22 protein-coding genes are annotated in these 26,952 nt (G+C 63.0%); 5 read left to right on the top strand and 17 right to left on the bottom strand.

The annotated features are described in order from the left end of the window. Positions 1 to 61 precede the first annotated feature (61 nt). The 3 genes from folD to HLG70_RS10440 are packed head-to-tail and all read right to left on the bottom strand — an operon-like array spanning position 62 to position 3,287. Complete coding sequence (gene folD, locus HLG70_RS10450) at positions 62 to 913, bottom strand: bifunctional methylenetetrahydrofolate dehydrogenase/methenyltetrahydrofolate cyclohydrolase FolD (protein WP_171661646.1); 852 nt, start codon at positions 911 to 913, stop codon at positions 62 to 64. Then, a complete protein-coding gene (locus HLG70_RS10445; protein ID WP_057284369.1) occupies positions 910 to 1,536 on the bottom strand; it encodes a response regulator transcription factor in 627 nt (208 codons plus the stop codon). The genes folD and HLG70_RS10445 overlap by 4 nt, the downstream gene beginning before the upstream one ends. Then, positions 1,533 to 3,287 carry a PAS domain-containing sensor histidine kinase gene (locus tag HLG70_RS10440; RefSeq protein WP_171661645.1) on the bottom strand — a complete coding sequence of 585 codons (1,755 nt, stop codon included), beginning with the start codon at positions 3,285 to 3,287 and terminating at the stop codon, positions 1,533 to 1,535. The genes HLG70_RS10445 and HLG70_RS10440 overlap by 4 nt, the downstream gene beginning before the upstream one ends. 352 nt (positions 3,288 to 3,639) lie before the next feature. On the opposite strand from HLG70_RS10440, the gene aceE reads away from it, so the two are divergent. Genes aceE through lpdA form a run of 3 tightly spaced genes read left to right on the top strand, consistent with a single transcriptional unit; the run spans position 3,640 to position 9,825 of the window. Continuing rightward, positions 3,640 to 6,348: a pyruvate dehydrogenase (acetyl-transferring), homodimeric type gene (gene aceE / locus HLG70_RS10435; protein ID WP_171661644.1), complete on the top strand. Its 2,709-nt coding sequence runs from the start codon at positions 3,640 to 3,642 to the stop codon at positions 6,346 to 6,348. A gap of 12 nt (positions 6,349 to 6,360) precedes the next feature. Next, positions 6,361 to 8,028: a dihydrolipoyllysine-residue acetyltransferase gene (gene aceF / locus HLG70_RS10430; protein WP_171661643.1), complete on the top strand. Its 1,668-nt coding sequence runs from the start codon at positions 6,361 to 6,363 to the stop codon at positions 8,026 to 8,028. Between the two features lie 12 nt (positions 8,029 to 8,040). Next, complete coding sequence (gene lpdA, locus HLG70_RS10425) at positions 8,041 to 9,825, top strand: dihydrolipoyl dehydrogenase (protein WP_171661642.1); 1,785 nt, start codon at positions 8,041 to 8,043, stop codon at positions 9,823 to 9,825. Between the two features lie 178 nt (positions 9,826 to 10,003). Here the strand turns inward: lpdA and HLG70_RS10420 are convergent, their stop codons facing one another. The 12 genes from HLG70_RS10420 to HLG70_RS10365 form a co-directional block, all read right to left on the bottom strand. Then, positions 10,004 to 10,198 (bottom strand): putative motility protein, encoded by a 195-nt coding sequence (locus HLG70_RS10420; protein WP_171661641.1) that lies wholly within the window; start codon positions 10,196 to 10,198, stop codon positions 10,004 to 10,006. A 160-nt stretch (positions 10,199 to 10,358) separates the two neighbouring features. Next, positions 10,359 to 11,180, bottom strand: a complete 822-nt coding sequence (locus HLG70_RS10415) for a hypothetical protein (protein ID WP_171661640.1) — start codon at positions 11,178 to 11,180, stop codon at positions 10,359 to 10,361. Between the two features lie 257 nt (positions 11,181 to 11,437). After that, positions 11,438 to 12,214 (bottom strand): TylF/MycF/NovP-related O-methyltransferase, encoded by a 777-nt coding sequence (locus HLG70_RS10410; RefSeq protein ID WP_171661639.1) that lies wholly within the window; start codon positions 12,212 to 12,214, stop codon positions 11,438 to 11,440. Next, positions 12,211 to 13,023 carry a phytanoyl-CoA dioxygenase family protein gene (locus HLG70_RS10405; protein ID WP_171661638.1) on the bottom strand — a complete coding sequence of 271 codons (813 nt, stop codon included), beginning with the start codon at positions 13,021 to 13,023 and terminating at the stop codon, positions 12,211 to 12,213. The genes HLG70_RS10410 and HLG70_RS10405 overlap by 4 nt, the downstream gene beginning before the upstream one ends. Before the next feature lie 36 nt (positions 13,024 to 13,059). Beyond that, entirely contained in the window at positions 13,060 to 13,560 is a 501-nt protein-coding gene (locus HLG70_RS10400) for an acyltransferase (RefSeq protein ID WP_171661637.1), read from the bottom strand. Between the two features lie 20 nt (positions 13,561 to 13,580). Continuing rightward, the gene (locus HLG70_RS10395) at positions 13,581 to 14,336 is read right to left on the bottom strand and encodes a cephalosporin hydroxylase family protein (protein ID WP_171661636.1); all 756 of its coding nucleotides are present in this window, start codon (positions 14,334 to 14,336) and stop codon (positions 13,581 to 13,583) included. Continuing rightward, positions 14,337 to 15,158 carry an NAD-dependent epimerase/dehydratase family protein gene (locus HLG70_RS10390; protein ID WP_171661635.1) on the bottom strand — a complete coding sequence of 274 codons (822 nt, stop codon included), beginning with the start codon at positions 15,156 to 15,158 and terminating at the stop codon, positions 14,337 to 14,339. Further along, positions 15,155 to 16,399: a class I SAM-dependent methyltransferase gene (locus HLG70_RS10385; protein WP_171661634.1), complete on the bottom strand. Its 1,245-nt coding sequence runs from the start codon at positions 16,397 to 16,399 to the stop codon at positions 15,155 to 15,157. The genes HLG70_RS10390 and HLG70_RS10385 overlap by 4 nt, the downstream gene beginning before the upstream one ends. Then, positions 16,396 to 16,953, bottom strand: coding sequence for a dTDP-4-dehydrorhamnose 3,5-epimerase (gene rfbC, locus HLG70_RS10380; RefSeq protein ID WP_171661633.1), 558 nt, complete (start codon positions 16,951 to 16,953; stop codon positions 16,396 to 16,398). The genes HLG70_RS10385 and rfbC overlap by 4 nt, the downstream gene beginning before the upstream one ends. After that, the gene (rfbG, locus tag HLG70_RS10375) at positions 16,950 to 18,020 is read right to left on the bottom strand and encodes a CDP-glucose 4,6-dehydratase (RefSeq protein ID WP_171661632.1); all 1,071 of its coding nucleotides are present in this window, start codon (positions 18,018 to 18,020) and stop codon (positions 16,950 to 16,952) included. Before rfbG ends, rfbC begins: the two co-directional genes overlap by 4 nt. Next, positions 18,005 to 18,775, bottom strand: coding sequence for a glucose-1-phosphate cytidylyltransferase (gene rfbF / locus HLG70_RS10370; RefSeq protein ID WP_171661631.1), 771 nt, complete (start codon positions 18,773 to 18,775; stop codon positions 18,005 to 18,007). Before rfbF ends, rfbG begins: the two co-directional genes overlap by 16 nt. Further along, entirely contained in the window at positions 18,772 to 22,167 is a 3,396-nt protein-coding gene (locus tag HLG70_RS10365; RefSeq protein WP_171661630.1) for a methyltransferase regulatory domain-containing protein, read from the bottom strand. Before HLG70_RS10365 ends, rfbF begins: the two co-directional genes overlap by 4 nt. A 291-nt stretch (positions 22,168 to 22,458) precedes the next feature. Between HLG70_RS10365 and HLG70_RS10360 the strand changes: the two genes are divergently transcribed. Continuing rightward, positions 22,459 to 23,202: a class I SAM-dependent methyltransferase gene (locus HLG70_RS10360; protein ID WP_171661629.1), complete on the top strand. Its 744-nt coding sequence runs from the start codon at positions 22,459 to 22,461 to the stop codon at positions 23,200 to 23,202. Between the two features lie 176 nt (positions 23,203 to 23,378). Here the strand turns inward: HLG70_RS10360 and HLG70_RS10355 are convergent, their stop codons facing one another. After that, positions 23,379 to 25,076, bottom strand: a complete 1,698-nt coding sequence (locus tag HLG70_RS10355) for a flagellin (protein WP_171661628.1) — start codon at positions 25,074 to 25,076, stop codon at positions 23,379 to 23,381. A 363-nt stretch (positions 25,077 to 25,439) separates the two neighbouring features. Then, positions 25,440 to 26,195 (bottom strand): RNA polymerase sigma factor FliA, encoded by a 756-nt coding sequence (locus HLG70_RS10350; RefSeq protein WP_171661627.1) that lies wholly within the window; start codon positions 26,193 to 26,195, stop codon positions 25,440 to 25,442. Between the two features lie 431 nt (positions 26,196 to 26,626). On the opposite strand from HLG70_RS10350, the gene flhD reads away from it, so the two are divergent. Next, complete coding sequence (gene flhD / locus HLG70_RS10345) at positions 26,627 to 26,950, top strand: flagellar transcriptional regulator FlhD (protein WP_006219025.1); 324 nt, start codon at positions 26,627 to 26,629, stop codon at positions 26,948 to 26,950. Positions 26,951 to 26,952 lie beyond the last annotated feature (2 nt).

Here is a 26,952-nt window from a genome sequence, read left to right as displayed (position 1 = left end):
CGGGCAGGGCAGTTCCCGCGGCTGGGCCGGCGCATGGCGCGGCCCGGGGGCGCAGCCGGACTCAGGCGGCAGCCCGTTCCGCCGCTTCGACGGTATTGACCAGCAGCATGGCGATGGTCATGGGGCCCACGCCGCCCGGCACGGGCGTGATGGCGCCGGCCACGTCCTTGGCGGAGGCAAAGTCCACGTCGCCGCACAGCTTGCCGTCCGCGCCGCGGTTGATGCCCACGTCGATGACGACGGCGCCAGGCTTGATCATCGAACCGTCGATCATGCCGGGCTTGCCCGTGGCAACCACCAGCACGTCGGCGCGGCGGGTTTGCGCCGCCAGGTCGCGCGTCTTGGAGTTGCAGATGGTGATGGTGGCGCCCGCCTGCAGCAGCAGCATGGCCATGGGCTTGCCGACGATGTTGCTGGCGCCCACGATCACGGCTTCGGCGCCGCGCAGGGTCACGCCTTCCGATTCCAGCATCTTCATCACGCCATACGGCGTGCAGGGACGGAACAGCGGCTGGCCGGTCATGAGCAGGCCTGCGTTGCTGATATGGAACCCGTCCACGTCCTTCTCGGCCGCGATGGCCTCGATGACCTTGTGGGAGTCCATGTGCTTGGGCAGCGGCAACTGCACCAGGATGCCGTGGATGGACGGATCCTGGTTCAGGATGGCGATGCGGGCCAGCAGTTCGGCCTCGGTCATCTCGGCCGGGTACTGCTCTTTCACGGAATGCAGGCCGGCCTTCTCGCAGGCCGCGACCTTGTTGCGGACATACACCTGCGACGCGGGGTCCGCGCCCACCAGCACCACGGCCAGGCCGGGGCGGGTTCCCTTGGCGGCCAGGGCGGAAACGCGCTGGGCCACTTCTTCGCGAATGCGCAGCGACAAGGCCGCGCCGTCAATAATCCTAGCGGTCATGCATGAGCCTCGGGTTTGGCCAAGGCCACTTTCATCAAATCAGCAACGGTGGTCACTTCAAGTTTTTCCATAATGTTGGCGCGATGCGCCTCGACGGTCTTGATGCTGATGCCCAGGTCGTCGGCGATCTGCTTGTTCAAGCGGCCGGCGACGATGCGCTCCAGCACCTGTTGCTCGCGCGCGGTCAGGCGCGCCAGCATGGCTTCGTGATCCTTCTGGGCCTGGTGCTTGCTCACGCGCTGTGTGGCCTGCTCCAGCATGCGCGCGACGATCTCGCGCAGGTCGGATTCATTGAAAGGCTTTTCCAGGAAGTCGACAGCGCCCTTCTTCATCGTGGACACGGCCATGGGCACGTCGCCGTGGCCCGTGATGAACACGATGGGCAGCGGCGCATTGCGGAGGATCAGCTGCTCCTGCAGTTCCAGGCCGCTCATGCCGGGCATGCGCACGTCGGCGATCAGCACGCCGATCTGGCTGGCATCGTAGTCTTCCAGGAACGATTCGCCGCTGGCGTATGCGCGAACGCGGTAGCCGTTGGCTTCCAATAGCCAGCGCAGCGAATCGCGGACCGCTTCGTCGTCGTCAACAATGAATACCGTGCTCGACAGGTGGGGCGTGTTCATGCGTGCAACTCCTCGGACTGATCATTCTGGGCCTGCGTCTGGGACGCAGCGCAGGGCAGGGTAAAGCGGAAGATAGTACCGCCGGCGGGGTTTGGATCCGCCCACAGGCGACCGTGGTGCGATTCAATAATGGTACGGCAGATATTCAGCCCCATGCCCAGGCCCTGGGTCTTGGTGCTGAAGAACGGTTCGAACAGGCGCTCGGGTTCGGCCAGGCCATGGCCCCGGTCGACCACGGCCACCTCGATATGCTGATCGTGAAGAATTACGGCAACCTTAAGCTCGTCGGACTCGCTCTTTTCCATGGCTTCCAGCCCGTTCTTCAGCAGGTTCAACAGCACCTGCTCGATCAGGATGGGATCGGCCAGCACGTCCGGCGCGTTCGACGGCACGAAGCTGTCGATGCGGATACGGCGCTTGCGGGCGTCGATTTCGGCAAAGCCGATGGCATTGTCGACAATGCGGCCGATGGCCACGCGCTGGCGGCGCGGCTCGCTGCGCTTCACGAATTCGCGGATGCGGCTGATGATCTTGCCGGCGCGCTCGGCTTGCGAGGCAGCCTTTTCCAGCGCGGGCAGCAGCATGTTGGGGCTGGTGTGGCCGGCCTTGACCAGCGCGACCGCGCCCATGCTGTAGTTGGCGATGGCCGTCAGCGGCTGGTTCAGTTCGTGCGCCAGCGACGAGGCCATTTCGCCCATCGTGGTCAGGCGGCTGGTGAGCTGGATCTTTTCCTGCTGCACGCGCGACGCTTCTTCGTGGCCGCGGCGCTCGGTGATGTCGCGCGCCACCTGCATGCGCACCCGGCGGCCGTCCGTCCAGGCCAGCATGCGGTGGTGGACTTCGAACCAGCGCTGCACGGACGGCGCGAACACTTCGACCGATTCGTCGGTGAAGCGGCCGCGGCGGCCGGCCAGCAGTTCGTCGTGCCCGCCCGTCTGCGCGCCGAACACGCGGCGGTAGGTGCGGTTGGCAAACAGCAGTTCCAGCCCGTCGTGGGTGTCGGCGGTGACGGAAATGGCGTCGTCCAGGCCTTCCAGCACGGTCATGAAGCGCTCGTGCGCGGCGGTCAGGGCCTCGCGGATGCGCTTGGGTTCGGTGATGTCGGTCATGGAGGTCATCCAGCCGATCTGGTTACCGTTGGGATCCAGCAGGGGCGACACATACATGCGCGCCGTGAAGCGCGAGCCGTCGCGGCGCTGCGCCTCGACTTCCAGGCCGCTGCTGGGCGTCTTGCCCGACATCAGCACGTCCAGCGTGTGCTGGTGCTGTTCGTGGCGGCCCGGCACCCAATAGGGAAAGGGCGGGCTGCGGCCGATCAGGTCGGCTTCGTTCCAGCCGATCATGCGGCAGAACGCGGGATTCACATAGGCGATGCGGCCTTCCATGTCCAGGACGCGCATGCCGGTGGACATGGAGTTCTCCATGGCGCGGCGGAATCCGGTTTCGGCGATCAGGGCGGCTTCGGCGGTGGAGCGAAAGCGCGTGTAGCGCCAAAGCATCAGCAGGCTGATGACGATCACGCAGGACAGGGCCAGCACCACCCAGATCAGGCGCTGCTGGCGCATTTCCTGGTCGATCGTGACAAACATGACGCTGTCGTCATGGATGCGCTGCAACCAGAAGAACACCGCCATCACACAGATATAGAGGATCAGCACCATCGCGGGCGTGACCCAGTACACGCCGCGCCGGCGGTTGCGGGCGTGATCGTGGAAAGGCGTAGGAATATTGGACTTGGGCGCGCTGGGCATGGAATTCGGGCCGGATAGACCGCGCATTTTAGTGCGTGTTGGAAGGGAATTGCCGGGAATCAAGCCCTCCTTTTTAACTACATCTTAAAAAGTATAGACAGGCGCCATTCAGCTTCCGTTCAAATTTCCACATTATGAAATGCCGTACCGCAACATGAAATTTTGCTTGCGACCGGTTAATCTTCTTTCTTAGAATGCCGGCTGATAGGGAACAGGCCCGACGAGCAGGTCCTTAAAACACCCCGACCCATGCATGACATGGTAGCCCGGATGATCCCGGCTACCATGCAGTGTCCGCGAGTAGATAAATAAGCGGGTGTGGTCACGAACGAACCCCAACAGGAGACACACGATGTCCTCTTTCGCCCAGGCTGGCGCCGTGCAGGCTGCCAATGACGAAGACACCCTCGAAACCCAGGAGTGGCTCGAAGCCCTGGCGGCAGTCCTTGATCGTGAAGGACCGCAGCGCGCCCACTATCTGCTGGAACGCCTGATCGACGAAGCCCGTCGTTCCGGCGCTCATATCCCGTTCTCGCCGAATACCGCCTACGTCAACACGATTCCCCCCGGCCTGGAGCCGGCGCATCCGGGCAACCTGGAGCTGGAATCGCGCATCCGTTCCTACGTGCGCTGGAATGCCATGGCCATGGTGGTCAAGGCCAACAAGCACAACCCGCCGGACGGCGGCGACCTGGGCGGCCACATTGCGTCGTTCGCCTCGCTGGCCACCATGATCGGCTGCGGCCAGAACCACTTCTGGCACGCTGAAGACGAAGGCCACGGCGGTGACCTGGTCTACTTCCAGGGCCACACCTCGCCCGGCATGTACGGCCGCGCCTACCTCGAAGGCCGCCTGACCGAAGAGCAGCTCAACCACTTCCGCCAGGAAGTGGACGGCAAGGGCCTGTCGTCCTACCCGCATCCGAAGCTGATGCCGGACTTCTGGCAGTTCCCGACGGTGTCGATGGGCCTGGGCCCGCTGATGGCCATCTACCAGGCCCGCTTCCTGAAGTACCTGCACGCCCGCGGCATCGCCGACACCAGCAACCGCAAGGTCTGGGTGTTCTGCGGCGACGGCGAAATGGACGAACCCGAATCGCTGGGCGCGATCGCCCTGGCGGCCCGTGAAAAGCTCGACAACCTGATTTTCGTCGTCAACTGCAACCTGCAGCGCCTGGACGGCCCGGTGCGCGGCAACGGCAAGATCATCCAGGAACTGGAAGGCGACTTCCGCGGTTCGGGCTGGAACGTCATCAAGCTGATCTGGGGCGGCTACTGGGATCCGCTGCTTGCGCACGACAAGGAAGGCATCCTGCGCCAGATCATGGAAGACACCGTTGACGGCGAGTACCAGGCGTACAAGGCCAACGACGGCAAGTTCGTCCGCGAGCACTTCTTCGGCAAGCATCCGAAGCTGCTGGAAGCCGTGTCGCGCATGAGCGACGAGGACATCTGGCGCCTGAACCGCGGCGGCCACGATCCCCACAAGGTGTATGCCGCGTTCAACGCCGCCACCAGCCACACCGGGCAGCCCACCGTCATCCTGGCCAAGACCATCAAGGGTTACGGCATGGGCCATGTGGGCCAGGCCAAGAACCCGACCCACCAGCAAAAGAAGCTGGAGCTGGAATCGATCCGCGAATTCCGCGACCGTTTCGGCATCCCGATCCCGGACGACAAGCTGGAAGACCTGCCGTACTTCAAGCCGGCCGAAGACTCGCCCGAAATGAAGTACCTGCACGAGCGCCGCGCCGCGCTGGGCGGCTATCTGCCGCGCCGCCGCGCCAAGGCCGACGAGCAACTGAAGGCGCCCGCGCTGGACGCGTTCAAGGCCGTGCTGGAGCCCACCGCCGAAGGCCGTGAGATCTCCACGACCCAGGCCTTTGTGCGCATCCTGAACCAGGTCCTGCGCGACAAGGAACTGGGCCCGCGCGTCGTGCCGATCCTGGCCGACGAATCGCGCACCTTCGGCATGGAAGGCCTGTTCCGCCAGATCGGCATTTATGCGCCGGAAGGCCAGAAGTACACCCCGGTCGACAAGGACCAGGTCATGTACTACAAGGAAGCGGCCGACGGCCAGCTCCTGCAGGAAGGCATCAACGAAGCGGGCGCGATGAGCTCGTGGATTGCGGCGGCCACGTCGTACTCCTCGAACAACCGCATCATGATCCCGTTCTTCATCTACTACTCGATGTTCGGGTTCCAGCGCATCGGCGACCTGGCCTGGGCCGCCGGCGACATGCAGGCGCGCGGCTTCCTCCTGGGCGGCACCGCCGGCCGCACGACGTTGAACGGCGAAGGCCTGCAGCACGAAGACGGCCACAGCCACATCCTGGCGTCCACCATCCCGAACTGCGTGTCCTACGACCCGACGTTCGGCCATGAGCTGGCCGTGATCATCCAGCATGGCCTGAAGCGCATGGTGGAAGACCAGGAAAACGTCTACTACTACCTGACGGTGATGAACGAAAACTACCCGCAGCCCGGTCTGACCAAGGGCGACGAGGAAGGCATCATCAAGGGCATGTACAAGCTGAAGTCGCACGGCAAGGGCAAGAACCGCGTGCAACTGATGGGTTCGGGCACGATCCTGCGCGAAGTCATGGCGGCGCAAGAGCTGCTGGCGGCCGACTGGGACGTGGCGTCCGACCTGTGGAGCGTCACCAGCTTCACCGAACTGCGCCGCAACGGCCTGGACGCCGAACGCCACAACATGCTGCACCCCGACGAGAAGGCGCCGCAGGTGGCTTACGTCACGGAACAGCTGGCCAAGACGGAAGGTCCGATCATCGCGTCGACCGACTACATGAAGCTCTTTGCGGACCAGATCCGTCCGTTCGTGCCCAAGGGCCGCGAATACAAGGTGCTGGGCACCGATGGTTTCGGCCGCTCGGATTTCCGCTCGAAGCTGCGCGAGCACTTCGAAGTGGATCGCCACTTCGTCGTGGTTGCCGCGCTGCGCGCGCTGGCCGACGAAGGCAAGGTGCCCGTCGCCAAGGTGGCCGAAGCCATCAAGAAGTACGGCATCAATCCGAACAAAGCCAACCCGCAATACGCCTGAGGGTAAAGAGACATGAGCAACATCGTGCAAATCAAGGTTCCCGACATCGGCGACTTCAAGGAAGTGGAAGTCATTGAATTGCTGGTGGCGGTGGGCGACACGATCAAGGCCGAACAAAGCCTGATCACCGTCGAATCCGACAAGGCCTCGATGGAAATCCCCGCGTCGCAAGGCGGCGTGGTGAAGTCCATCGCCGTCAAGGTCGGCGACAAGGTCGCCGAAGGCGCGGTCGTGCTGGAAGTGGAAGCGGCCGAAGCCGGCGCTTCCGCCAAGGAAGAGGCCCCCAAGGCCGACGCCAAGCCGGCCGCCAAGGAAGAACCCAAGCAGGCCGCCGCCGCCGCTCCCAAGGCCGAGGCTTCGGCCCCGGCCGCCGCCAGCGGTCCGGTCGAGATCGAAGTGCCGGACATCGGCGACTTCAAGGAAGTGGAAGTCATCGAAGTCATGGTCGCCGTGGGCGACACGATCAAGGCCGAGCAAAGCCTGATTACCGTCGAGTCCGACAAGGCCTCGATGGAGATCCCGGCCTCGCAGGGCGGCGTGGTCAAGGAAGTGAAGGTCAAGGTCGGCGACAAGGTCGCCAAGGGTTCGGTCGTGGTCGTGGTTGAAGGCGCCGCGCAAGCGGGCGCCGCACCCGCCGCCGCCCCGGCCGCCAAGGCCGAGGCTGCCGCTGCTCCCGCTGCCAAGACCGAAGCCGCCGCTCCGGCCGCGCCCGCTACGCGTCCGGCTCCCGCCGCCGCCCTGGAAGACGCCAACCTCAAGCCCGGCCAGCTGCCGCACGCTTCGCCCTCGGTGCGCAAGTTCGCCCGCGAACTGGGCGTGAACCTGAGCAAGGTCAAGGGTTCGGGTCCCAAGGAACGCATCACCGCCGACGACGTGCGCGGTTTCGTCAAGCAGGCGCTTTCCGCTGCCCCGGCGGCCGCCGCCGGCGGTTCGGCCGATGGCGCCGCGCTGGGCCTGCTGCCGTGGCCGAAGATCGACTTCACCAAGTTCGGCCCGATCGAAGCCAAGCCGCTGTCGCGCATCAAGAAGATCTCCGGCGCGAACCTGCACCGCAACTGGGTCATGATCCCGCACGTCACCAACAACGACGAAGCGGACATCACCGACCTCGAAGCCCTGCGCGTCACGCTGAACAAGGAAAACGAGAAGTCGGGCGTCAAGGTCACGATGCTGGCCTTCCTGATCAAGGCCGTCGTCGCGGCCCTGAAGAAGTTCCCCGAGTTCAACGCCTCGCTGGACGGCGACAACCTGGTGCTCAAGCAGTACTACCACATCGGTTTCGCAGCCGATACGCCCAACGGGCTGGTGGTGCCGGTGATCCGCGACGCCGACAAGAAGGGCATCCTGCAGATCGCGCAGGAAATGACCGACCTGTCCAAGAAGGCCCGCGATGGCAAGATCTCGCCCGCCGAAATGCAGGGCGGCTGCTTCTCGATCTCGTCCCTGGGCGGCATCGGCGGCACCTCGTTCACGCCCATCATCAATGCGCCTGAAGTGGCCATCCTGGGCGTCTCGCGCTCCTCGCACAAGCCCGTTTGGGACGGCAAGCAGTTCGTGCCGCGCCTGATCGTGCCGCTGTCGCTGTCCTATGACCACCGCGTCATCGACGGCGCTTCGGCCGCGCGCTTCAACGCCTATCTGGGCGCCTTGCTGGCCGACTTCCGCCGCATCGCGCTGTAAACGGGGAGCCCTATGAGCAATACCGTTCAAATCAAAGTGCCGGACATCGGCGACTTCAAGGAAGTGGAAGTCATCGAGGTGCTGGTTGCTGTGGGCGACACGATCAAGGCCGAACAAAGCCTGATCACCGTCGAATCCGACAAGGCCTCGATGGAAATCCCCGCGTCGCAAGGCGGCGTGGTGAAGTCCATCGCCGTCAAGGTCGGCGACAAGGTCGCCGAAGGCGCGGTCGTGCTGGAAGTGGAAGCGGCGGCCGCAGGCGCGTCCGACGCTGCCGCTCCTGCTCCCGCAGCCAAGGAAGCGCCCGCGAAGGCTGAAACCGCGGCGGCTCCGGCCGCCAAGGCAGCGCCCGCGCCGGCCGCTTCCAGCTTCAAGGGTTCGGCGGACGCCGAATGCGATGTGCTCGTGCTGGGCGCCGGCCCCGGCGGCTATTCCGCCGCGTTCCGCGCCGCCGACCTGGGCTTGTCCGTGGTTCTGGTGGAACGCTACGACACGCTGGGCGGCGTCTGCCTGAACGTGGGCTGCATTCCGTCCAAGGCACTGCTGCACAACGCCGCCATCATCGACGAAGCCCGCGAACTGGCCGCCCATGGCATCAGCTTTGGCGAGCCCAAGATCGACCTGGACAAGCTGCGCGGCTACAAGGACAGCGTGGTCGCCAAACTGACCGGCGGCCTGGCCGGCATGGCGAAGGCTCGCAAGGTCACCGTGGTGCACGGCGTGGGCGAATTCGCCGATGCCAACCACCTGACGGTCAAGAGCGCCGACGGCAAGACGCAGGCCATCCGCTTCAAGCAAGCCATCATCGCCGCGGGCAGCCAGTCGGTGAAGCTGCCGTTCATGCCCGAGGACGACCGCATCGTCGACTCCACCGGCGCCTTGTTGCTGCGTGAAATCCCCAAGAAGATGCTCATCGTCGGCGGCGGCATCATCGGCCTGGAAATGGGCACGGTGTATTCCACGCTGGGCGCCCGCCTGGACGTCGTGGAAATGCTGGACGGCCTGATGCAGGGCGCCGACCGCGACCTGGTCAAGGTCTGGCAGAAGAAGAATGCCTACCGCTTCGACAACATCATGTTGAAGACCAAGACGGTGGGTGCGGAAGCCAGAAAGGACGGCATCTACGTCAGCTTCGAAGGCGAGGGCGCCCCCAAGGAACCCCAGCGCTACGACCTGGTGCTGCAAGCCGTGGGCCGCAGCCCCAACGGCAAGAAGATCGGCGCCGACAAGGCAGGCATCGCCGTGACCGACCGCGGATTCATCGAGGTCGATCGCCAGATGCGCACCAACGTGCCGAACATCTTCTCCATTGGCGACATCGTCGGCCAGCCCATGCTGGCCCACAAGGCGGTGCATGAAGGCCACGTGGCGGCGGAAGCCGCGGCCGGCCAGAAGTCGTTCTTCGATGCGCGCGTGATCCCGTCGGTGGCCTACACCGATCCGGAAGTGGCGTGGGTGGGCCTGACCGAAGACGAAGCCAAGAAGCAAGGCATCAAGATCGAGAAGGGCGTGTTCCCCTGGGCCGCCTCCGGCCGCGCCATCGCCAATGGCCGCGACGAGGGCTTCACCAAGCTGATTTTCGACGCGGAAACGCATCGCATCCTGGGCGGCAGCATCGTGGGCACCCACGCTGGCGACCTGATCAGCGAACTGGCCCTGGCCGTGGAAATGGGCGCCGACGTCGTCGACATCGCCAAGACCATCCACCCGCACCCGACCCTGGGTGAATCGGTGGGCATGGCGGCCGAAGTCGCCGAAGGCGTGTGCACCGACCTTCCACCGATGAAGAAGAAGTAAAGCGTGGCGGCTTGCCGCCCGCGCAATGAAAAGCGCCGGCCCTGTTTCCAGGGGCCGGCGCTTTTTTCATGGGCAATGCCAGGCGGAGGGCGGCCAGTCCGGCAACGAAAAAGCCGCCCGATGCAGGCGGCTTGTTCAGGGTATTGCTGCGGGGCTTGCCGCCCCGCGGCCGGCCTGCTCAGGCGTGCGTATTGACGCGCGAGCCCAGGGTGCCGTCGATGGCCAGCACAGGCAGCGACTGCATCAGCGTGGCGACCGAATCGGCCTGCGCGTTGATGGCCTTCTTCATCACAGTGGCCTGCACCTCTTGCATGAGGTTCACGTCCCTCAGGGCCAAGGCGGAGTTGACGGTGTTGTTGACGGAAGCTTCCATGGTCAAGTTGTCCTAGTGATGAAAGGCCGGAGCAAGGCCGAAGTAAGCGCCATTATGACGCACGCTTTCCGATTGATGCAAAACATTTCGCCGTTGTCGAGAGTGGCAAGGCATTGTCGCGTCGGTTCGTGGCCGGCATGTGACAACTCTTGCACACGCGCTAGGGCTGCGCCGGGCATTCCTTCACGGTGCCCCAGCCGTGATTCGGCTCACAGTACTGCTTGCGCACCGCCCACGCGCAATCGGGGCGCTCAAAGAATCCCAGCTCGACGCAGCGCGCCAGCTCGCCCTTGAGCGCGTCCACCCAGGCCAAGGGGTCCGGCGCCGCGATCTCGGTGATGCGCAGCGTGGAATGCGGTGCGGTGGTGGTGCCAGGCGGCTCTGCCGGCGCAAGCGCGCCGGCAAATGGCGCCGGGGACGCGGATGGCACCAATGGCGCGGCAACAGGCGGCTGCGCGGGCAGGGGCGCCGGGCTTGGTTCGGGTTCGCGCGCGGCAGGCGCTTCAGGCGCGGAGGCTGTGGGTTCCCGGGCCGGATCCGCTTCGGTTGGCAAAGGCGGCAGCGGCACCAGCGGCACGCGCACGGGGCTGGCCGCCGTGGAGCCGGAACGCGGGGTGTTCGGCGAACTCCAGGACACGACCAGCAGCACCAGCGCGCCATAGATGGCCAGGGTGTACAGGACGGTCAATGTGGCATTGCCCACGCTGCGGCGGGTGATGGGCGCGGCGTCGTCGCGGCCCAGCAGGCTGCGCCAACCCACCAGCGCCGCTCCCGGCGCGGAAATCAGCCACCAGCACAGGCGGCTGAGCCAGCCTGGCTGCTGCTGGGGAAGCGCGGCCTGCACCTGCGCGGCCAGCAGTTCGCGCAATGCGCGGTTCTCTTCGCGCAGACGCAGGGTCTGCGCATCCACCGGCGCCTGAGTGTCTGGATCCGGGGTGCCGTCGTGCTGCGTAGCGAGTGGATCGGGGGGCGTGGCGGTCATGTTATGAAAAATATAGATACAAAAGCGTGCAAGGGCAATTATGAAGTAAGTGTGGAACGGCGCAAGGGGGGAATAGAAGCGGAAAATGGGGGCATGGCAGGGCTTCGCCCCGCGCCGTACCTGCCAGCTTGGGGGGTGCCCGGATGACGAGAGGGTCGATGCCGGGACTCGCAAATCAGCCGCCCGGTAGCGCGCGAGCCGCTCTGGGAGGGCGGGGGCTGCCGGAGGGTGGGTACGCGGAGGCGGTGGAAAGCCGCCTACTCCAGAATGGCGTAGCTGACGTGAGGTTCGTAAGTGAACCGCTGAATCCGCAGTTTGTTCAGCCCCAGCTTTTCCATGACGGCCAGAGTTTCTCCTGGCCAGGTGCGATTGTTCAATTCATCGAACACGATGACGGCGCCTTTGGGCATGCGCGGCACGAAGTGTTCCAGGCAGACTTTGGTCGGCTCGTAGAGATCCAGGTCCAGGTGTAACAGCGAAACCACCGTCTGAGGTTCCCGGGCCAGATACCGTGGCACGCTTTCGGCGACGTCGCCCTTGACCAGTTCGACCTTCTGGATATGACCGATGAAGCGATTCGCGTCGAAGAGTTCGATGGCGCGCTGCAGATCTGCGTAGCTGTCCGCCTCGTATCCGTTCACCCGGCGTTCGGTGGTCTGCACGACGGCATGCTGGTCCTGCTCGGAGATGCCCGAAAAACCCGAGAACGTATCGAAACCGACAATGCGGCGTTGCAGGTTGACGGGCTCGAGCGTGGCGCTGAGCTGCGCAAACGTCATCAATCCGCCGCCCCAGTTGACACCGCACTCCATGATGTCGCCTTGCACGTGCAGGGCCATCTTGAAAAGCTCCGACAGGCACAGGAAACGGGCGATGCTCTGGCGCGGGACGAAGCAGGGGAAGTTCTCGAGTTTCTCCACCGCGGTGCCGCGGGCGTCGCTGAAGAAGTCGCCCAGGTCGGCGCGGTAGTTGACCTCGCGGCCAGTGCTGCGGCCGTCCTGGCGGAAGCGGGAGGGGTCGGTAGTGTCGTTCATGCTGCTGCTTTCTCGGATTCTGCCTGGCGCCGCTGCTGGGCGTCGTGGCCCAGGTAGTCGACGTAGAAGATGTTGGTGCGGTCGCCGGTGGGGAATCGCTGGCGGCGGTATTCGGGATCGGCCAGGTCGGTGATGCGCAACTGCGTGGTCCACCGGATCTGCTTGCCCAGATTGGGGGTGCTGCGATGCAACAGCATCTGCTTGAAGATCACGACGTCGCCTCGCGCGGCAGTGATGGTCTCGGGTATTTCGGTCACTTCGTAATCCAGGCTGAGATCGCGCTGCAGCAACGGCACGTAGGGCGCGATGACCTTGTCGCTGATCCGCTTGAAGGGGTAAATGCCCCGCTTGTGGCTGCCCGGGATCACCTGGATCGTGCCGGACTGCAGATTGACGTCCTGGAAAGGAACCCACAGGGTCACGGCGTTTTCGGAACCCAGCAGGTATAGCGAATCCTGGTGCCAGGCGAACAGATGCCGCGAGTCCGCCGGCTTGTCCAGGCGCATGTTGCAGCAGCCCATCAGAGAAGGGTGCGCCAGGCCCAGGTCCCGGCACAGTCCGTGAACCGCCGGGCTGCCCGACATGCGCGATAGCGCCGGCAGGTATTTCAGCCTGTCGTACAGCAACGATTGGGTGGCAGGCTCCAGTTCGTATTGCTCGTAGTCGCGCGCATTGAATTGCGGCCCGACGATACGTTGGCCCAGTTCGGTCAGCTGGTCCTCCAGCTCGATCAGTTCGCCTTGCTTCCAGAAGTCCTTCAGGACCAGATAGCCCTCGGATTCGAAGCGGTCCCGCAGAGTAGTGCTCATGGTGTTTCTAAGATTGTCCCATTTCACCAGGCGTCTTCAGGCGCCCGTTTCTGTACGCCAGCCCAGTACTTTCATCGGATTGCCGCCCTGGATCGAGAAGGCCGCCACTTCGCCGCGCACAATGGTGCCGGCGGCGACGACACAGCCTTCGCGCAGGATGGCGCCGTCCAGCAGCACGCAGTTGGCGCCAATCCAGACGTCGTCCTCGATCACGATCCCGCCCTTGCTGGGGCGGAAGCCCTGGTCGCGGATCGGCAGGTCGCGGCGGCGGAATTCATGGTTGGCGGGGGCGAATGTGCAATTCGCGGCCACGGCCACGCGCGCGCCCATGCGGATTCCATGGCCCGTATAGAGCACGCAGCCGGAATTGATGACGCATTCCGGGCCGATCTCGACGTCGCCGGATCCGCCCGCCGGCTTGATCTTCACGAAGGAATCGATCACCGCCTTCGCGCCGATGATGATGCGCGTGCCGCGCGTGGAGTCTTCGATATCCGCCAGCGGAGAGACGCGCGCGGTGGGATCTATCTGGATCATGTCGGCAACCGGCGGCGGGCTCAGGCCTTGCGGCGCAGGAATCCGTCCGGCGCGGACGTGACCAGCAGGCGGTCTTCCACCGACCGGTCGATCTCGAACTCGGGATGCTGCTTGATCCATTCCCAGACGGCGGTTTTGGGGTTGTTGCCCTTGCCCCAGTGGCGGCCCGGCCATTCGTAGTCGGCGGGCATGTCTTCGACGAAGGTGTCGAAGACCACGCAGTAGCTGCCCACGCTGACCAGGTCGGCATAGGCGTTCAATTCCGCCAGCACGTGGTCGTGCGTGTGGTTGGAGTCCAGGCACACCAGGATGTTCTTCTTGCCTTCGGCGTGCGCGCGCACCTTTGCGATCGTCGCCGGATCGATGCTGGAGCCTTCGATCAGGTGGATGCGCTTGGCCAGCGGATGGGCTTCGATGGCCTGGCGGTTGTGTTCGCGGATCTCGATATCGATGCCCACCACCTCGCCCGCGCCCAGCAGCTGCAGCATAGAGGCCGACAGCATCAGCGAGCCGCCGTGGGCGATGCCGGTCTCGATGATCAAATCGGGTTTCACGGCCCAGATCAGTTCCTGCATGGCCATCGCGTCCATAGGCAGTTGGATCAGCGGCCGGCCTGCCCAGGAGAAGTTGTTCATGTACTTGCGTTCCAGGGCCATCTGGCGCCAGGCGATGGACAGCTCGCGGAACTCCTGGTCTTTGGCGAAACCGGTGATGCGAGCCTCTTTTTCCTGACGGTACTCGGGGTGCGCGTCGGGCGTGGTTTCAAGGTAGGACATTCAGATTCCTTTGTGCAGACGGTACTGCGCTAGAAAATTCGGGAAAAATTCGGAAAACGGACGCGGCGCCTGGCCGCAGAGCGTGCGCGTGCGGCTAATGTCGATGTCGTTAAAGGCCCACTCCGGGGCATCTTGCGCGACCGAAACGCGGTAGCCCAGGACGTCATGCAGGCAGGCCGCGATCTCGCGGTTTTCCACGCCCGCGCCATGGGCGACATTGAAAATGCCGGCGGCATCGGACAACGCGATGGCGATGATCTGCGAGACCGCGTCGTCGATATGCAGATAGTCCTTGCGGGACGACAGCGCGGTACGCAGCGTGATGCTCCCGTCGCGTGCGCCTTCTTCCAGCAACTGGTCGATGAAGCTGTCCGGGGCACCGCGCAGGCCGACGATATTGGACAGGCGCGCCACCCTGGCGCCCGCGCGCCCGCCGTGCAGGCACAGGGATTCCCCCATGAGCTTGGACAGGTTATAGAGGTCGCTCGCGTCGTTCGGATTGACGTGCAGCGTCGCGCTTTCGCGGGTGTCGGCGGCGCCGGCGTAGACCCGCGTGCTGGACAGGTAGGTGAGACTGTCGAATTCGCCCTGGTCCAGCAGGCTGCGCAGCAGGCACACGTGGGCTTGCACCGTTTCCAGAGGGCGGCTGCGGAAGTCCGACGTCAGGCCGATAGCGTAGATCACGTGCCCCAGCGGGCGGCGCAGCAGGTCCGCGTCCCGGGGCGGCGCCTCGCAGGCGACGCCGTCGGCGCGCAGGCGCGCGACGAGGTGGCGGCCGATGAAGCCCGACGAGCCCAGGACGGTGACCAGGGGGGTATTCATGCCTGCGGACTGCTGTCGATGGAAAGCGACGGAATCGCCGTCACCAGCTTGGCGTTCCAATCCTGGCGCGCGTAGGCAAGCTGCTCCGAGACTTCCGCCTTCAGGTTCCAGGGCAGGATCAGGATGTACTCGGGGCGGTCTTCGCGCAGGCGCGCCTCCGCCACGATGGGAATATGGCTGCCGGGCAGGTATTTGTCCTGCTTGGCGGGATTCAGGTCCACCACATAAGGCAGCAGGTCGGGCCGCACGCCGGCGAAGTTCAGCAGCGTGTTGCCCTTGGCGGCCGCGCCATAGGCTGCGATGCGCTTGCCGCCCCGGCGCAGCTCGACCAGGAAGGCGAGCAGATCGTTCTTGACCCGCTCGGCCTGCTCCTGGAAGCGAGCGTAGAACTCCCTGCCGGCGACCCCGGCCCGCTGTTCCTCGTCCAGCGTGCGGGCGACCTCGGAACCGACCTCATGCTTGCCGGTGTCCAGGCGCTGCGCAAAGACGCGCAGGCTGCCGCCATGCGTGCCCAGGTGCTCGACATCGAATACCGACAGGCCGTTGGCCTCGAAGATGCGCGACACGGACGTCAGCGACAGGTAGGAATAGTGCTCGTGATAGGCCGTGTCGAACTGGCTTTCCTGCACCATGCGCAGCAGGTGCGGGAATTCGAACGTGGCCACGCCCTGCGGCTTGAGCAGCGCGGCGAAGCCCGACACGAAATCGTTGATGTCCGGCACGTGCGCCAGCACGTTGTTTGCGGCAATGAGGTCCGCGGCCCGGCCCTGTTCGGTCAGCTCGTCGCCCAGCTCCACGCCGAAGAAGCGCTGCACGATGTCGATGCCGCGTTCGCGGGCCGCCTGCGCCGTACTGGCGGTGGGCTCCACGCCGTAGCAGGGAATGCCGGCCGCCTGGACGTACTGCAGCAGATAGCCGTCGTTGGCCGCGATCTCCGCGACCATGCTGTCCCTGCCCAGGCCGAAGCGGCCGATCATCGCATCCACGTAGCGGCGCGAATGCGCCAGCCAGGACGACGAGAACGAGCTGAAGTAGGCGTAGTCGTCGGTGAACAGCGCTTCGCGGCCGGCATGGTCTTCCGTCTGGACCAGCCAGCAAGACTCGCACACCAGGAGGCGCAGCGGAAACCAGGTCTCGGGGCCGCGCAGGGCGGTTTCGCTCAGGTAGGCGTTGGACGGCGGGGCATGGCCCAGGTCCAGGAAGGGCAGGCGCAGTTCGGCCTGGCAGTGGCGGCACTTCACAGTGCGACTCCAGAATAGGCAGCGTCCAGGCGCGGATGTTGCTGATCGCGCTCGGACACCAGGGTAGGGGGCAGGGGCCAGGAGATGCCCACCCGGGCATCCTGGTAATGCAGGCCGGCCTCGGCCTGCGGGGAGTACGGGGCGGAATGGCAATACAGCATTTCCGCGTCGTCGCTCAGCGTCTGGAAACCGTGGGCAAAGCCTTCGGGTATCAGCAGGGCGCGGCCGTTGTCGGCGGACAGTCGTTCGGCATGCCATTGCAGAAAGGTGGGAGAACCCGCCCGCAGGTCGACCGCCACGTCCCAGACCGCGCCGCGGATGCAACTGACGAGCTTCATCTCGGCGTGCGGCGGAAGCTGATAGTGCATGCCGCGGATCGTGCCGGACTGCGCGGTGTAAGTATGGTTGACCTGGGCGATGGCGCCGCCCCAGCCGCAGGCGGCCAGGTCGGCTGCGTCGAACAGGCGGGCCAGGAAGCCGCGCGAGTCGCCGCGCGGATGGCGCTGCACGATCTTCAGGCCGTCCAGCGGCGTGGCGATGATGTCCAGGCTCATGGCCGCGCCTCGTACAAGTCGATGTCGGCGTGGCACAGCGCTTGCGCGTCTTCTCCGGCGTCAAAACGGCGGTACCAGTCCATGCTGCGGGCGACGGCCTGCGCCAGCGGCCATCGCGGCGCCACATTCAGCACCGAGCGGGCCTTGGATGTATCCAGCGTGAGCAGCCCGGCTTCATGCGGGCCTTCGGCCTGATCGGCGTACAGGGTGCGCCCCTGGCCGTAGGCCGCCTGGGCCAGGTCCACCACCGTGCGCACGGGCGCGGCCTCGGCGGCATCGGGGCCGAAGTTGTAGGCGTCCGCCAATCCGGGCGTTTCCCACAGCGCTTGCGCCAGGGTCAGATAGCCCGCCAATGGTTCCAGTACGTGCTGCCAGGGGCGGACAGACCGCGGCCGCCGGACCTGCAGTTCGCCATTGCCGCGCCAGGCGCGCACGGCGTCGGGCAGCAGGCGGTCGGCGGACCAGTCGCCGCCGCCGATGACGTTGCCCGCGCGTGCGCTGGCGATCGCCAGACCCTGGGCGTGCAGGAAGGCGTCGCGATAGGATGCGATGACCAGTTCGCTGGCCGCCTTGCTGGCGCTGTAGGGGTCGTGCCCGCCCAGCGTATCGCTTTCGCGGTACGGGTAGGGCCATTCGTTGTTGCGATAGACCTTGTCGGTCGTGACCATGACTGCGACTCTGGCCGACGTTACGGCGCGCAGCGCGTCCAGCAGATGCGCCGTGCCCATGATGTTGGTCGCGAAGGTTTCCACCGGCTGCGCATAGCTGGGGCGCACCAGCGCTTGCGCGGCCAGGTGCAGCAAGATCTCCGGCCGGGCGGCGAGGGTCTGTTCGCGCAGCGCCGCGGCATCGCGGATGTCGCAATAGCGGCTGTCGATCAGGGAGCCGACCCGGGCGGCGTGGTAAAGGCTGGGGGCGGTGCAGGGGGGCAGGGCAAGTCCAGTGACCTGCGCGCCGAGCCGGTGCAGCCACAATGCCAGCCAGCTGCCCTTGAAGCCGGTATGGCCGGTCAGCAGTACGCGCTTGCCGCGCCAGAACTCGGCGCCGGGTGTCACCAGACTTTCCATGGCGCCTTGCCCGTGCTCCACAGGGATTCCAGCAGATTCTTCTCACGCAGCGTGTCCATCGGCTGCCAGAAGCCCAGGTGCTCAAAGGCATGCAATTGGCCGTCGCGGCTGAGCGACTCCAGCGGGCCGGCTTCCCAGGTGGTGTCGTCGTCGTCGATCAGGGACAGCACCTCGGGCGACAGCACGAAAAAGCCGCCGTTGATCAGACCGCCGTCACCACGAGGCTTTTCCGTGAACCCGGTGACCATGTCGCCCTCGCGGCGCAACGCCCCGTAGCGGCCGGGCGGCTGCACGGCCGTGACCGTGGCGGCCTTGCCGTGCTTGCGGTGAAAGGCGATCAGCGCGCTGATGTCGATGTCCGCCACGCCGTCGCCGTAGGTGAAGCAGAACGCCTCGTCTTCCTTCACGTAGTCGGCGACGCGCTTCAGGCGGCCGCCCGTCATTGTGGTCTCGCCGGTATCGACCAGCGTCACGCGCCAGGGCTCCGCCTTGCGCTGGTGCACTTCCATGCGGTTGTCGGCCATGTCGAACGTTACGTCGGACATGTGCAGGAAGTAATTGGCGAAGTACTCCTTGATCATGTAGCCCTTGTAGCCGCAGCAGATCACGAAGTCGTTCACGCCATGAGCGGAATAGGTCTTCATGATGTGCCACAGGATGGGCCGCCCGCCGATCTCGATCATCGGCTTGGGGCGCGTGTGGGTTTCTTCGGAGATCCGGGTGCCAAGGCCGCCGGCTAGGATGATGGCTTTCATGCTTGGGTGTCGCACCAGTTCTTGAACATTTCCGTCAGCGCGCCTTCGAACTTGCGCGCGAAGGCGGGCTCGTCCATAAGCGGGCTGGCGTGCATTTCGTCGCGCAGGCCGGCGCGAATCTTGGCCAGGGCGGGCAGGTCGCTGGCCAGAGCCACGACTTTCTCGACGTATTCAAGTTCGGTCTGACTGATCCATTCGGGGTGGCCGATACCATGCAGCACCGATGAGCCAATTCGACCTACGCTGGGACGGTCCGCAAGCGTGACATAGGGCACGCCCATATAAAGGGATTCCACCAGCGTGACCCCAGAGTTGTGTGGGAAGCAGTCCAGACCGATGTCCATACTTCGTAGGACATCCCAGGGGGGGCTGTGGCAGCCTATCGAAAGCCGGCTTCGATCGATGCCTTGACTTTCGAATCGGGCGATCAGTCCTTCCTGCATGGGAACATCGCGATAGCTGGTGCTGTCCACGACAAGGCGGGCTCGCGGCAGTCGGCGCAGGATCTCTGACCACACACCGATCGTCCGATCGTTCATGCGGATCGCTCGGGTAAGACTGCCCAACGTTACGTGGCCTTTGGCAATCGCTGGCAGCGGACCAGGTTCTCCCATGTCTTTACCGGGGCGATAGATAAAGTTGGTCTCGCTTAGCCGCCAGGGTCTTTCGGCAAATAGGTCCTCGCTTCCCGGAGGCGCCATCGCGGCGTCAGTCATGATGTAGTCGATGGCTGAAAGACCGGTTGTGTAGCCGAAACCTAACCAGGTCAATGAAACCGGCGCAGGCTTGCGAGCGAACACTGCAAGACGGTTTCCTGCGGTATGGCCGGCGACGTCAATCAATATATCGATTTCATCAGTTCGGATTCTGTCGGAAAGCTCCGAATCCGTCAGCCGAGCCGTAGGTACCCAATTTTCAAAGAGCCCCTTGAATCGCTGCGTCATCGCATCCTCGGATGTGAGTTCCGCGTAAGCAGTTAGTTCAAAGCGAGCGCGGTCCAGTTGGGCTAGCAGTGGCTCGATAAAGCAGTTTCCCGAGTGCTTGCGGAAATCCGGCGATGCAATTCCGACCTTTATCTTGCGGGATGTCTGGCGCGCGTTCTTGTGTGGTCGCCAGGCACGGCGTAATGCTTGGCAATAGGTCTGATCATAGGTTTGATATGCCTGGAACACTTCCTGCGCGGTCACGGAGGGAGCGTAATTCAACGCAAATAGCAGATTGTTGTTGGCGGTAAGCGATTTGGGAGCGCGCGCGACAGCATCGCGTGCCGCTATCACCGCACCTTCGGCATCACCGCTGTCGATCAGAATCTTGCTTAGATTGGCGAGCGCCTTTTGCTGATTGGGATCGATAGTTAAGGCGCGCAGGCAGGCTGCCTTTGCTTCCTGGTACCGGCGTTCGGTGTTCAAGGTGTCGGCCAACACGGAATGGGTGTGGGCATTCTCCGGCGATAGTTCGACGGCGCGCCGTCCAGCGCTGATCGCCTCCGACGTTCGGTCCAGCTGGGTCAGGCACGCAGCGAGAATGATGTAACTCTGCGCATTCAACGGAGCCAGATCGAGCATCCGCAATGCTGCCAGTAGTGCCTCCGCGGGGCGGCGGGTATTGCATAGCGTTACCGCAAGTGCCTCCCATCCGTCAAAAAAGCGCGGTGCACGGGTGGTTAGCGTGCGTGCCAGTGGTTCCGCTTCAGAATAGGACTGATGCACCATCGCCAGATTCAGACGTTTTGCCTGGGTGAGAATGGCTGGAGCAGGGGGCACCGAGGGCGGCACATCGAGTGAGTCGTTCAGGCTCAGACGCGCTAGCGCATCGACATATAAGCCAACGTAATGGCCGCGGCCTTCACTTTCAATAAGGCCTGCTTCGAGCAGGCTGCACCAGGCGCGGGCTGACCCCTCTTGCAGTGCATATCGTTTCAACAGCGACAGAACTTCTACCAGATCTGAAGCGTTCTGGCCGAATTCGGCAAACTTCGCAGCCTCCAGGGCTAAGGTCTGCTGCAGCGATTTTCCGGCGGACAATTCGCGCAGCAACGCGCGCTGGCCGCTATTGAATTCCAGATGGAGATGTTCGTGCCAAAGGTTGAACAGCGGCGGGCTGGTCTCGGCCAATGCGATGCTTCGCAGTGGCCGGAACGGCGTGTCCGTGTTGTCGTACGGCCCTTCGTCCAGGCAGAAGTGGGCGAGATCGGCCTCTAAAAGCACCTTGAGGCATTTGTCCAGCGATTTTCGCAGGGCAGTCTCGTCCTTGTTTGTCTGCACGATAAGCGCGCTCAGGATCGATGTATACGACAGCGTGCTCGGCCAGGCGCGGCTCATAACCGTCAGGAGGTCGACCATCACCGGGTCTGTAGTCTTCAATCCTCTGCCGGTATGCGTCACATACGACGCGCCTTGTTCCTGCCCATTGGCCACCAACCGAATCAACCCGCTGGCCCAGCGCAGCTCGGCAAGTCGGGACAGATCGGGTGCGGGTAGCACTTCCTGCGCGCGGTTCTGGGAAATCAATAGGCTTTGGCGAAACCCTCGTCCAGTGGCGAAGTCCAAATACTGCTGGCGCATTGAGGGAGGCTGTCCCATGCACAACAGGCTGTGGGACAGTGACACATTGGGGCCGAATTCCAGTGCAACTTCGCTTAGTGGCACTGCGTCGCCGGCATAGGCGAAGCCCGCTTGAGCAGCCTTGCTGGCGAATTCGATGAAATATGACGGTGAGCAGGCCAGAAGGCTGGGGCTGTCGTTGGACTCGAGACTGCGCGTGAATTGGTGCGCAATGGCTTCCAGCGTTGATCCCATCGGATTGGCGGAGGCCAATCCTTCCTTAAACAATGTCAGCGCAGCTCGGGCGCTGGTCTTGACTTCGTCTTCCGATTGAGCTGCGTGCGAGTGCAACAGAATTGCGTCGCGCACAATTTCCAGCCCCTTAGCGCCGGGATAGACATGGTGGTCTACGTACAGCAGCCCCAGCGGCGACAGCAACTGCCGGCATTGCTCCAGGAGGCCCTGCGCCTGATCTGGCGGCAGGTAGTCATAAATTGCCGGTGCGATGATGTAGTCGAACGGTTCCGCCCCTGACGCAAGGCTAGCGTAGTCCGAGACGCGAAGCGTCACATTGGTGATAGCCAGCGCATCAATGCGCCTCTGCCCCAACTCAATCAGTTCGGGCCGCGAGTCCAGGCCAACGACAATAGCGTCAGAATTGGCGAGGGCATAGGGAATTAGCCCTTCCGCCGCGCCGCAGCTCAGAACCAGGACACGTGCATTTTGTAGGGGAGCTGTTTGAATGCCATACAGATGGGCGACTGCACGCAGGCGCAGGGGGGAATGGCAAGGGGCCAGACGTCCGGCGCTGGCCGCCGCCTGGTGTTGGGTCAGAGCCGGATTTGACATAGAAAGCGCAACGGGCAGCAGAGGTTGAATACTGGGATACGGGAATTCTATGAATTAGACGGCGTCTTCATTCGGCTAAGTAGCCTCGGAATCTCCCTTCAGTTCAGCCTAACCCTGCTGCGTTAGTTGCTGGACAATGCAATCGGGGAAGTCCATATTTTTTGTCAATCGTCACTAGGCTAGGACTTGCCGTCGATATGCCCTCCAATCGAGATTTCCCCTTTTATTGATTGACACAGGGATGTCTCAAGGCATGGCTGGGCAGATCCACGCGTCTATCAAGGGAAGAATATGAATCATCTGAAGACGACTTTTTTTGGCTTGCGTGATACTCACGGCTTTGTGCAGGGTATCCAGCAGGCGCTCAACAACCTGAACGGGGCCGTTGGCGTCTACGCGGGCGACAATCTGTTTACCTATCATCGGAATCTGAGCTTCTTGGGCGATGAGTCCCTGATGAGGGCGTTCAAGCAGCATGCCACCACCGAAATCGAACAAGCGGTGCTGTGGCGTATGTCGGTAGTGCTGTGGGGGGTGCGCAATGGATTGAGGCTGGATGGCGACTTTGTCGAGTGCGCTTGTTACAAGGGGACGACCGCTAGGGTCGTGAGCGATGCGGTGGATCTTGGATCCTATCCGGATCGTCACTACTACTTGTACGATCTTTTCGATCACGACCCATCTCTGCCGCATCACGCGATGCCGGAACATAGCAAGCAATTGTTTGCTCAGGTCAAACAGCGGTTCTCGGACTTGAGCAATGTGACAGTGACGCAGGGCAAAGTCCCTGAGATTCTGGCGGAGGTCGCGCCAGAGAAAATTGCGTTCATGCATTTGGACCTGAACAATGCGGATGCGGAAGTGGGCGCATTGGATGTGCTGTTTGATCGCATGGTTCCCGGTGCGGTGCTGATCCTGGATGACTATGGATGGCTGGGTTATAAGGAACAGAAAGAGGCCGAGGATCCCTGGTTCGCAAAGCGGGGATATCAAGTCCTGGAGCTGCCCACCGGTCAGGGCATGGTTATCAAGTAATGCCACCTGACGGATCAGGGGAGGCAGGCATCGCATCTGTTCCTGCCGCAAGTAACAAAGCCTCCCTTGTGGGAGGCTTTGTCTTTGCTGTGTCCGGTCCAGCGCGAAGGGCTGGACCGGACATAGGGAAGGGGTTACATGTGTCCCCCCTTCCTGCTACCGTAGGTTGCTGAGAATTAACGCAGCAGCGACAGCACGGTTTGCGGGACTTGGTTGGCTTGCGCCAGAACCGAGGTACCGGCTTGTTGCAGGATCTGCGCCTTGGACATGTTCGACACTTCCGTGGCGTAGTCGGCGTCTTGAATACGCGAACGAGCGTTGGAGAGGTTGTTGACCACGTTGTTCAGGTTGGCAATCGTCGATTCCAGGCGGTTTTGCACAGCGCCCAGTTCGCCGGTCAGCTTGTCCAGCTTCGTGAAGGCGGCGTCCAGCGTCTTCATCGGATCGGTGGTCTTGGTGCCCTTGCTGGTGTCTTCCGTGGTCAGCTTGCCGGAGCTGTTGACCTTGGCTTCTTGGCCGATTTTCGGCGCGTAATCGCCAGAGCCCGTGCCGCCCTTGACCGTGGTCTTACCGGTGTTGGGATCGACGTTGTAGACCGTCGTGTAGTTGAGGGTGCGGGTCAGCGTACCCTTGTCATCGACATAGGCGATCGTGGCAGCGGGACCCGTCGAGGTGCCGCCAGTGAACGTGACCGATGCGCCGGTAATCCCAGTGCCGAGGTTTACAGTATTACCGTTGGCGTTGGTGTTGGCCTTGAACTTGGCCACCAGAGCGTCGGTGCTGATCGTCTCGGTGTAAGACAGTTGGTTAACAGTGGTGTTCTTGTACGTCTTGCCGCCGATTTCCACCGACGAGGTCCCGGCAGCTGCGCTGGCTGCCGTCTTCATGACGGAGTCAAGCGTTGCGGCGGTGCCACCAGCGTTGTTGGTCGTCAGGTTGCCCGACGCATCGAGGTAAGCGGTCTGGCCGTTAACCGAGACGTTGCCCGTGGCATCTACGGTAAATTCGGTCGAGCCGGCGCCGGAAACGTTGTTGTAGGTGCCAGTGACCGTGCCGGTCGCGGGCTTGATCGAGGTAGCCAGCGTGCCGATGGCGGCAGCGTTGGTGGCGGAGGCCGTGTACGTGAAGTTCTTGTTGGCGGCGTCGTACGTGTAGGTCGTGTTGTCAGTGGCGCTGGCGCTCACAGTGACAGTGTTGCCATTCTGCAGGCGACCGAAAATGTCGTCAGCGGTGACGGCAGCGTGGGTCGTGGTGACGGTCCATTCGTTGGCGCCGGTGGTCACGCCACCAGCTGCCTGCAGATCCGACACGGTGGCCGAACGGTTTTGGGTCACGCCCGAGCCGTTGACGTTGAAGCCGTCCAGACCCAGCGTCTTGACGCTGATTTCCGACAGGTTCAGGGTGATCGTTTCGCCGTCGTTGGCGCCAACTTGCAGCGTCAGGGGCTTGGCCGAATCCGACAGAACCTTCACGCCGTTGAAGTCGGTTTGTTGCGAGATGCGGTCGATGTCCGACAGACGTTGGTTGATTTCGTCTTGCATCGAGTTCAGCTGTTCTTGCGAGTAGCTGCCGTTCGAAGCTTGCACCGACAGTTCGCGAACGCGCTGCAGGTGGGTGTTGACTTCGGAGGCGGCGCCTTCCGTCGTCTGAGCCAGCGAGATACCGTCGTTGGCGTTACGAGCGGCTTGGGTCAGGCCCTTGACGTTCGCGGTGAAGCGGTTGGCAATGGCCATACCGGCGGCGTCGTCCTTGGCGCTGTTGATGCGCAGGCCCGACGACAGGCGCTCGATGGCGGTGCCCAGGGAAGATTGCGACTTGTTCAGGTTGTTCTGAGCAACGAGCGACAAGTAGTTGGTATTGATGACTGCAGCCATGTTTAGGCTCCCAAGAGAGAAAGGCTTCTTCAAACCGGGCAGCTAGGCCGCCCAACGTGTTAACCGGAGAATTCGCTTTCTTGCGTCTTCGAATTTCTCCGTTGTCAGGATTACGGCAGCCCTAAATCATTCTTTAGGCCCTGTTTCGCGAAAGTCGTTTTTATTGTTGTATCTGCCCTGGGCCGTCCGCCGCCGTCGCAAGGCGGTAGCCTCCTTTATTGAGGGCCGCCCTGTCGCGCGTCCTGCCGAGTCAGGAATGTGGCCATTTGGCCTAAATTTCGCTGCGGGTCGGATGCCGCGAAAAAAAAGGGCGCCTAAGGGCGCCCGCATGCAGCTGAATTGCATCCTAATATGAGCTCGCACTCAAATAATCTGCGCGATCTGCCCCTCCTGGGGCAGCGCATGCCAGGCCTGGTCCTTCAGCTTCGCCCGGATCCGCGCCGTTGCCTGCGACCTCAACTGGCATACCCGCGCCTCGGTCACGTTCATGATCGCGCCGATTTCCTTCAGGTTCAGCCCTTGCTCATAACACAGCGACAGCAGCAGCTTTTCGCGGTCGGGCAGGGCGTCGATGGCGTGGATCAGGGCTAGTCGGAAGTCGCCGGCCAAAAGCGAATCCAGCGGGTTGCCGCCAGCCGAGCCGTGGTTCAGGGTGGCGGACCAGTCGGCCTGGCCCGCGGCCGAATCGGGTTCGGTCGTGAAGTCTTCGTAGTGGACGATCTGCACGCCTTGGGCGTCGTGCAGCAGCGTCTGGTATTCATTCAGCGGGAGTTCGAGCTGAGCCGCGATCTCGGCCTCGGTGGGCGCGCGCATCAAACGCTGTTCCAGGTGCTGGATGGCCTGATCGATCTTGCGCGCCTTGGTGCGGACGCTGCGCGGCAGCCAGTCCTGGCCGCGAAGCTCGTCCAGCATCGCGCCTCGGATCCGGGTCGTGGCGTAGGTCTCGAATTGGGCGTCGGCCGTTTCTTGGTAGCGGCGTACGGCATCTAGCAGGCCGATCATGCCGGCCTGTATCAGGTCGTCGAGTTCAACGCTGGCCGGAAGTCTGGCGAGCAATTGCAGAGCCAGCTTTCTTACTAGCGGTGCATATTCGACCAGGCTGTCATCTGCGTGGGGCATTGCGGGAATGTCGGGCGGTGTCCATCGTGACGCGTTGTCGGTTGTTGTCAATTTGCGACATTGTCGACAAACGCGCGGCTGCGCTAAAGCTAGCAAGTTTTAGTGATCGGAAGGTGCCATTGTCGGCACAGAACGGGGTTTCATTCCAAGAAGTACGCAACGTTTTGAATGCTTATTTGCCAAATTGGCGCGAATTTGTCACTAACTTGTATGTCTAGGTGTATCTAAAAGGACAAGTTGCGCAATATCAACAAAGATTTGTCATATAAGTCATAGAAAATGACATGACCTGTGGTAAATTTTACTTAAATTGCGAACAAATGATACATTTCGCATTAAAACAGGATGCAGCGGGCAGACAGGCAACAAATACGTTGTCTGGGCTCTTGGTTATCAAGCCCCTTGGGTGGGATAGGGATAGGGAGTAGGGCGTGCAACAAGTCGAAAATTCATTGCTGGCAGACATTCGCGAAGTGAATCTGTCATATCTGTTACTTGCGCAGCGCATGCTGCGTGATGACTATGCCGCATCGATGTTCCGCCTGGGATTCAGCAATGAAGTCGCTGACATCCTCATGCGGCTATCGCCGGCTCAACTGGTAAAGCTGGCCAGCTCCAGCTCTCTGCTGTGCCGTTTCCGCTTTGATGATTACAGCCTGCTGTCGGCGCTGACCCATGACGTTCTGGGTGGCGCGCTGCAACAAGCGCATGCAACGATCCTGTTGGCCAAGCAACCCGTCGAAGAATTGGCCTGACG

The organism is Achromobacter deleyi (genome assembly GCF_013116765.2).
Lineage (GTDB): Bacteria > Pseudomonadota > Gammaproteobacteria > Burkholderiales > Burkholderiaceae_B > Achromobacter > Achromobacter deleyi_A.
Note: the sequence above shows the minus strand (reverse complement) of the source record. Positions and strands in the feature narration are given on the sequence as shown.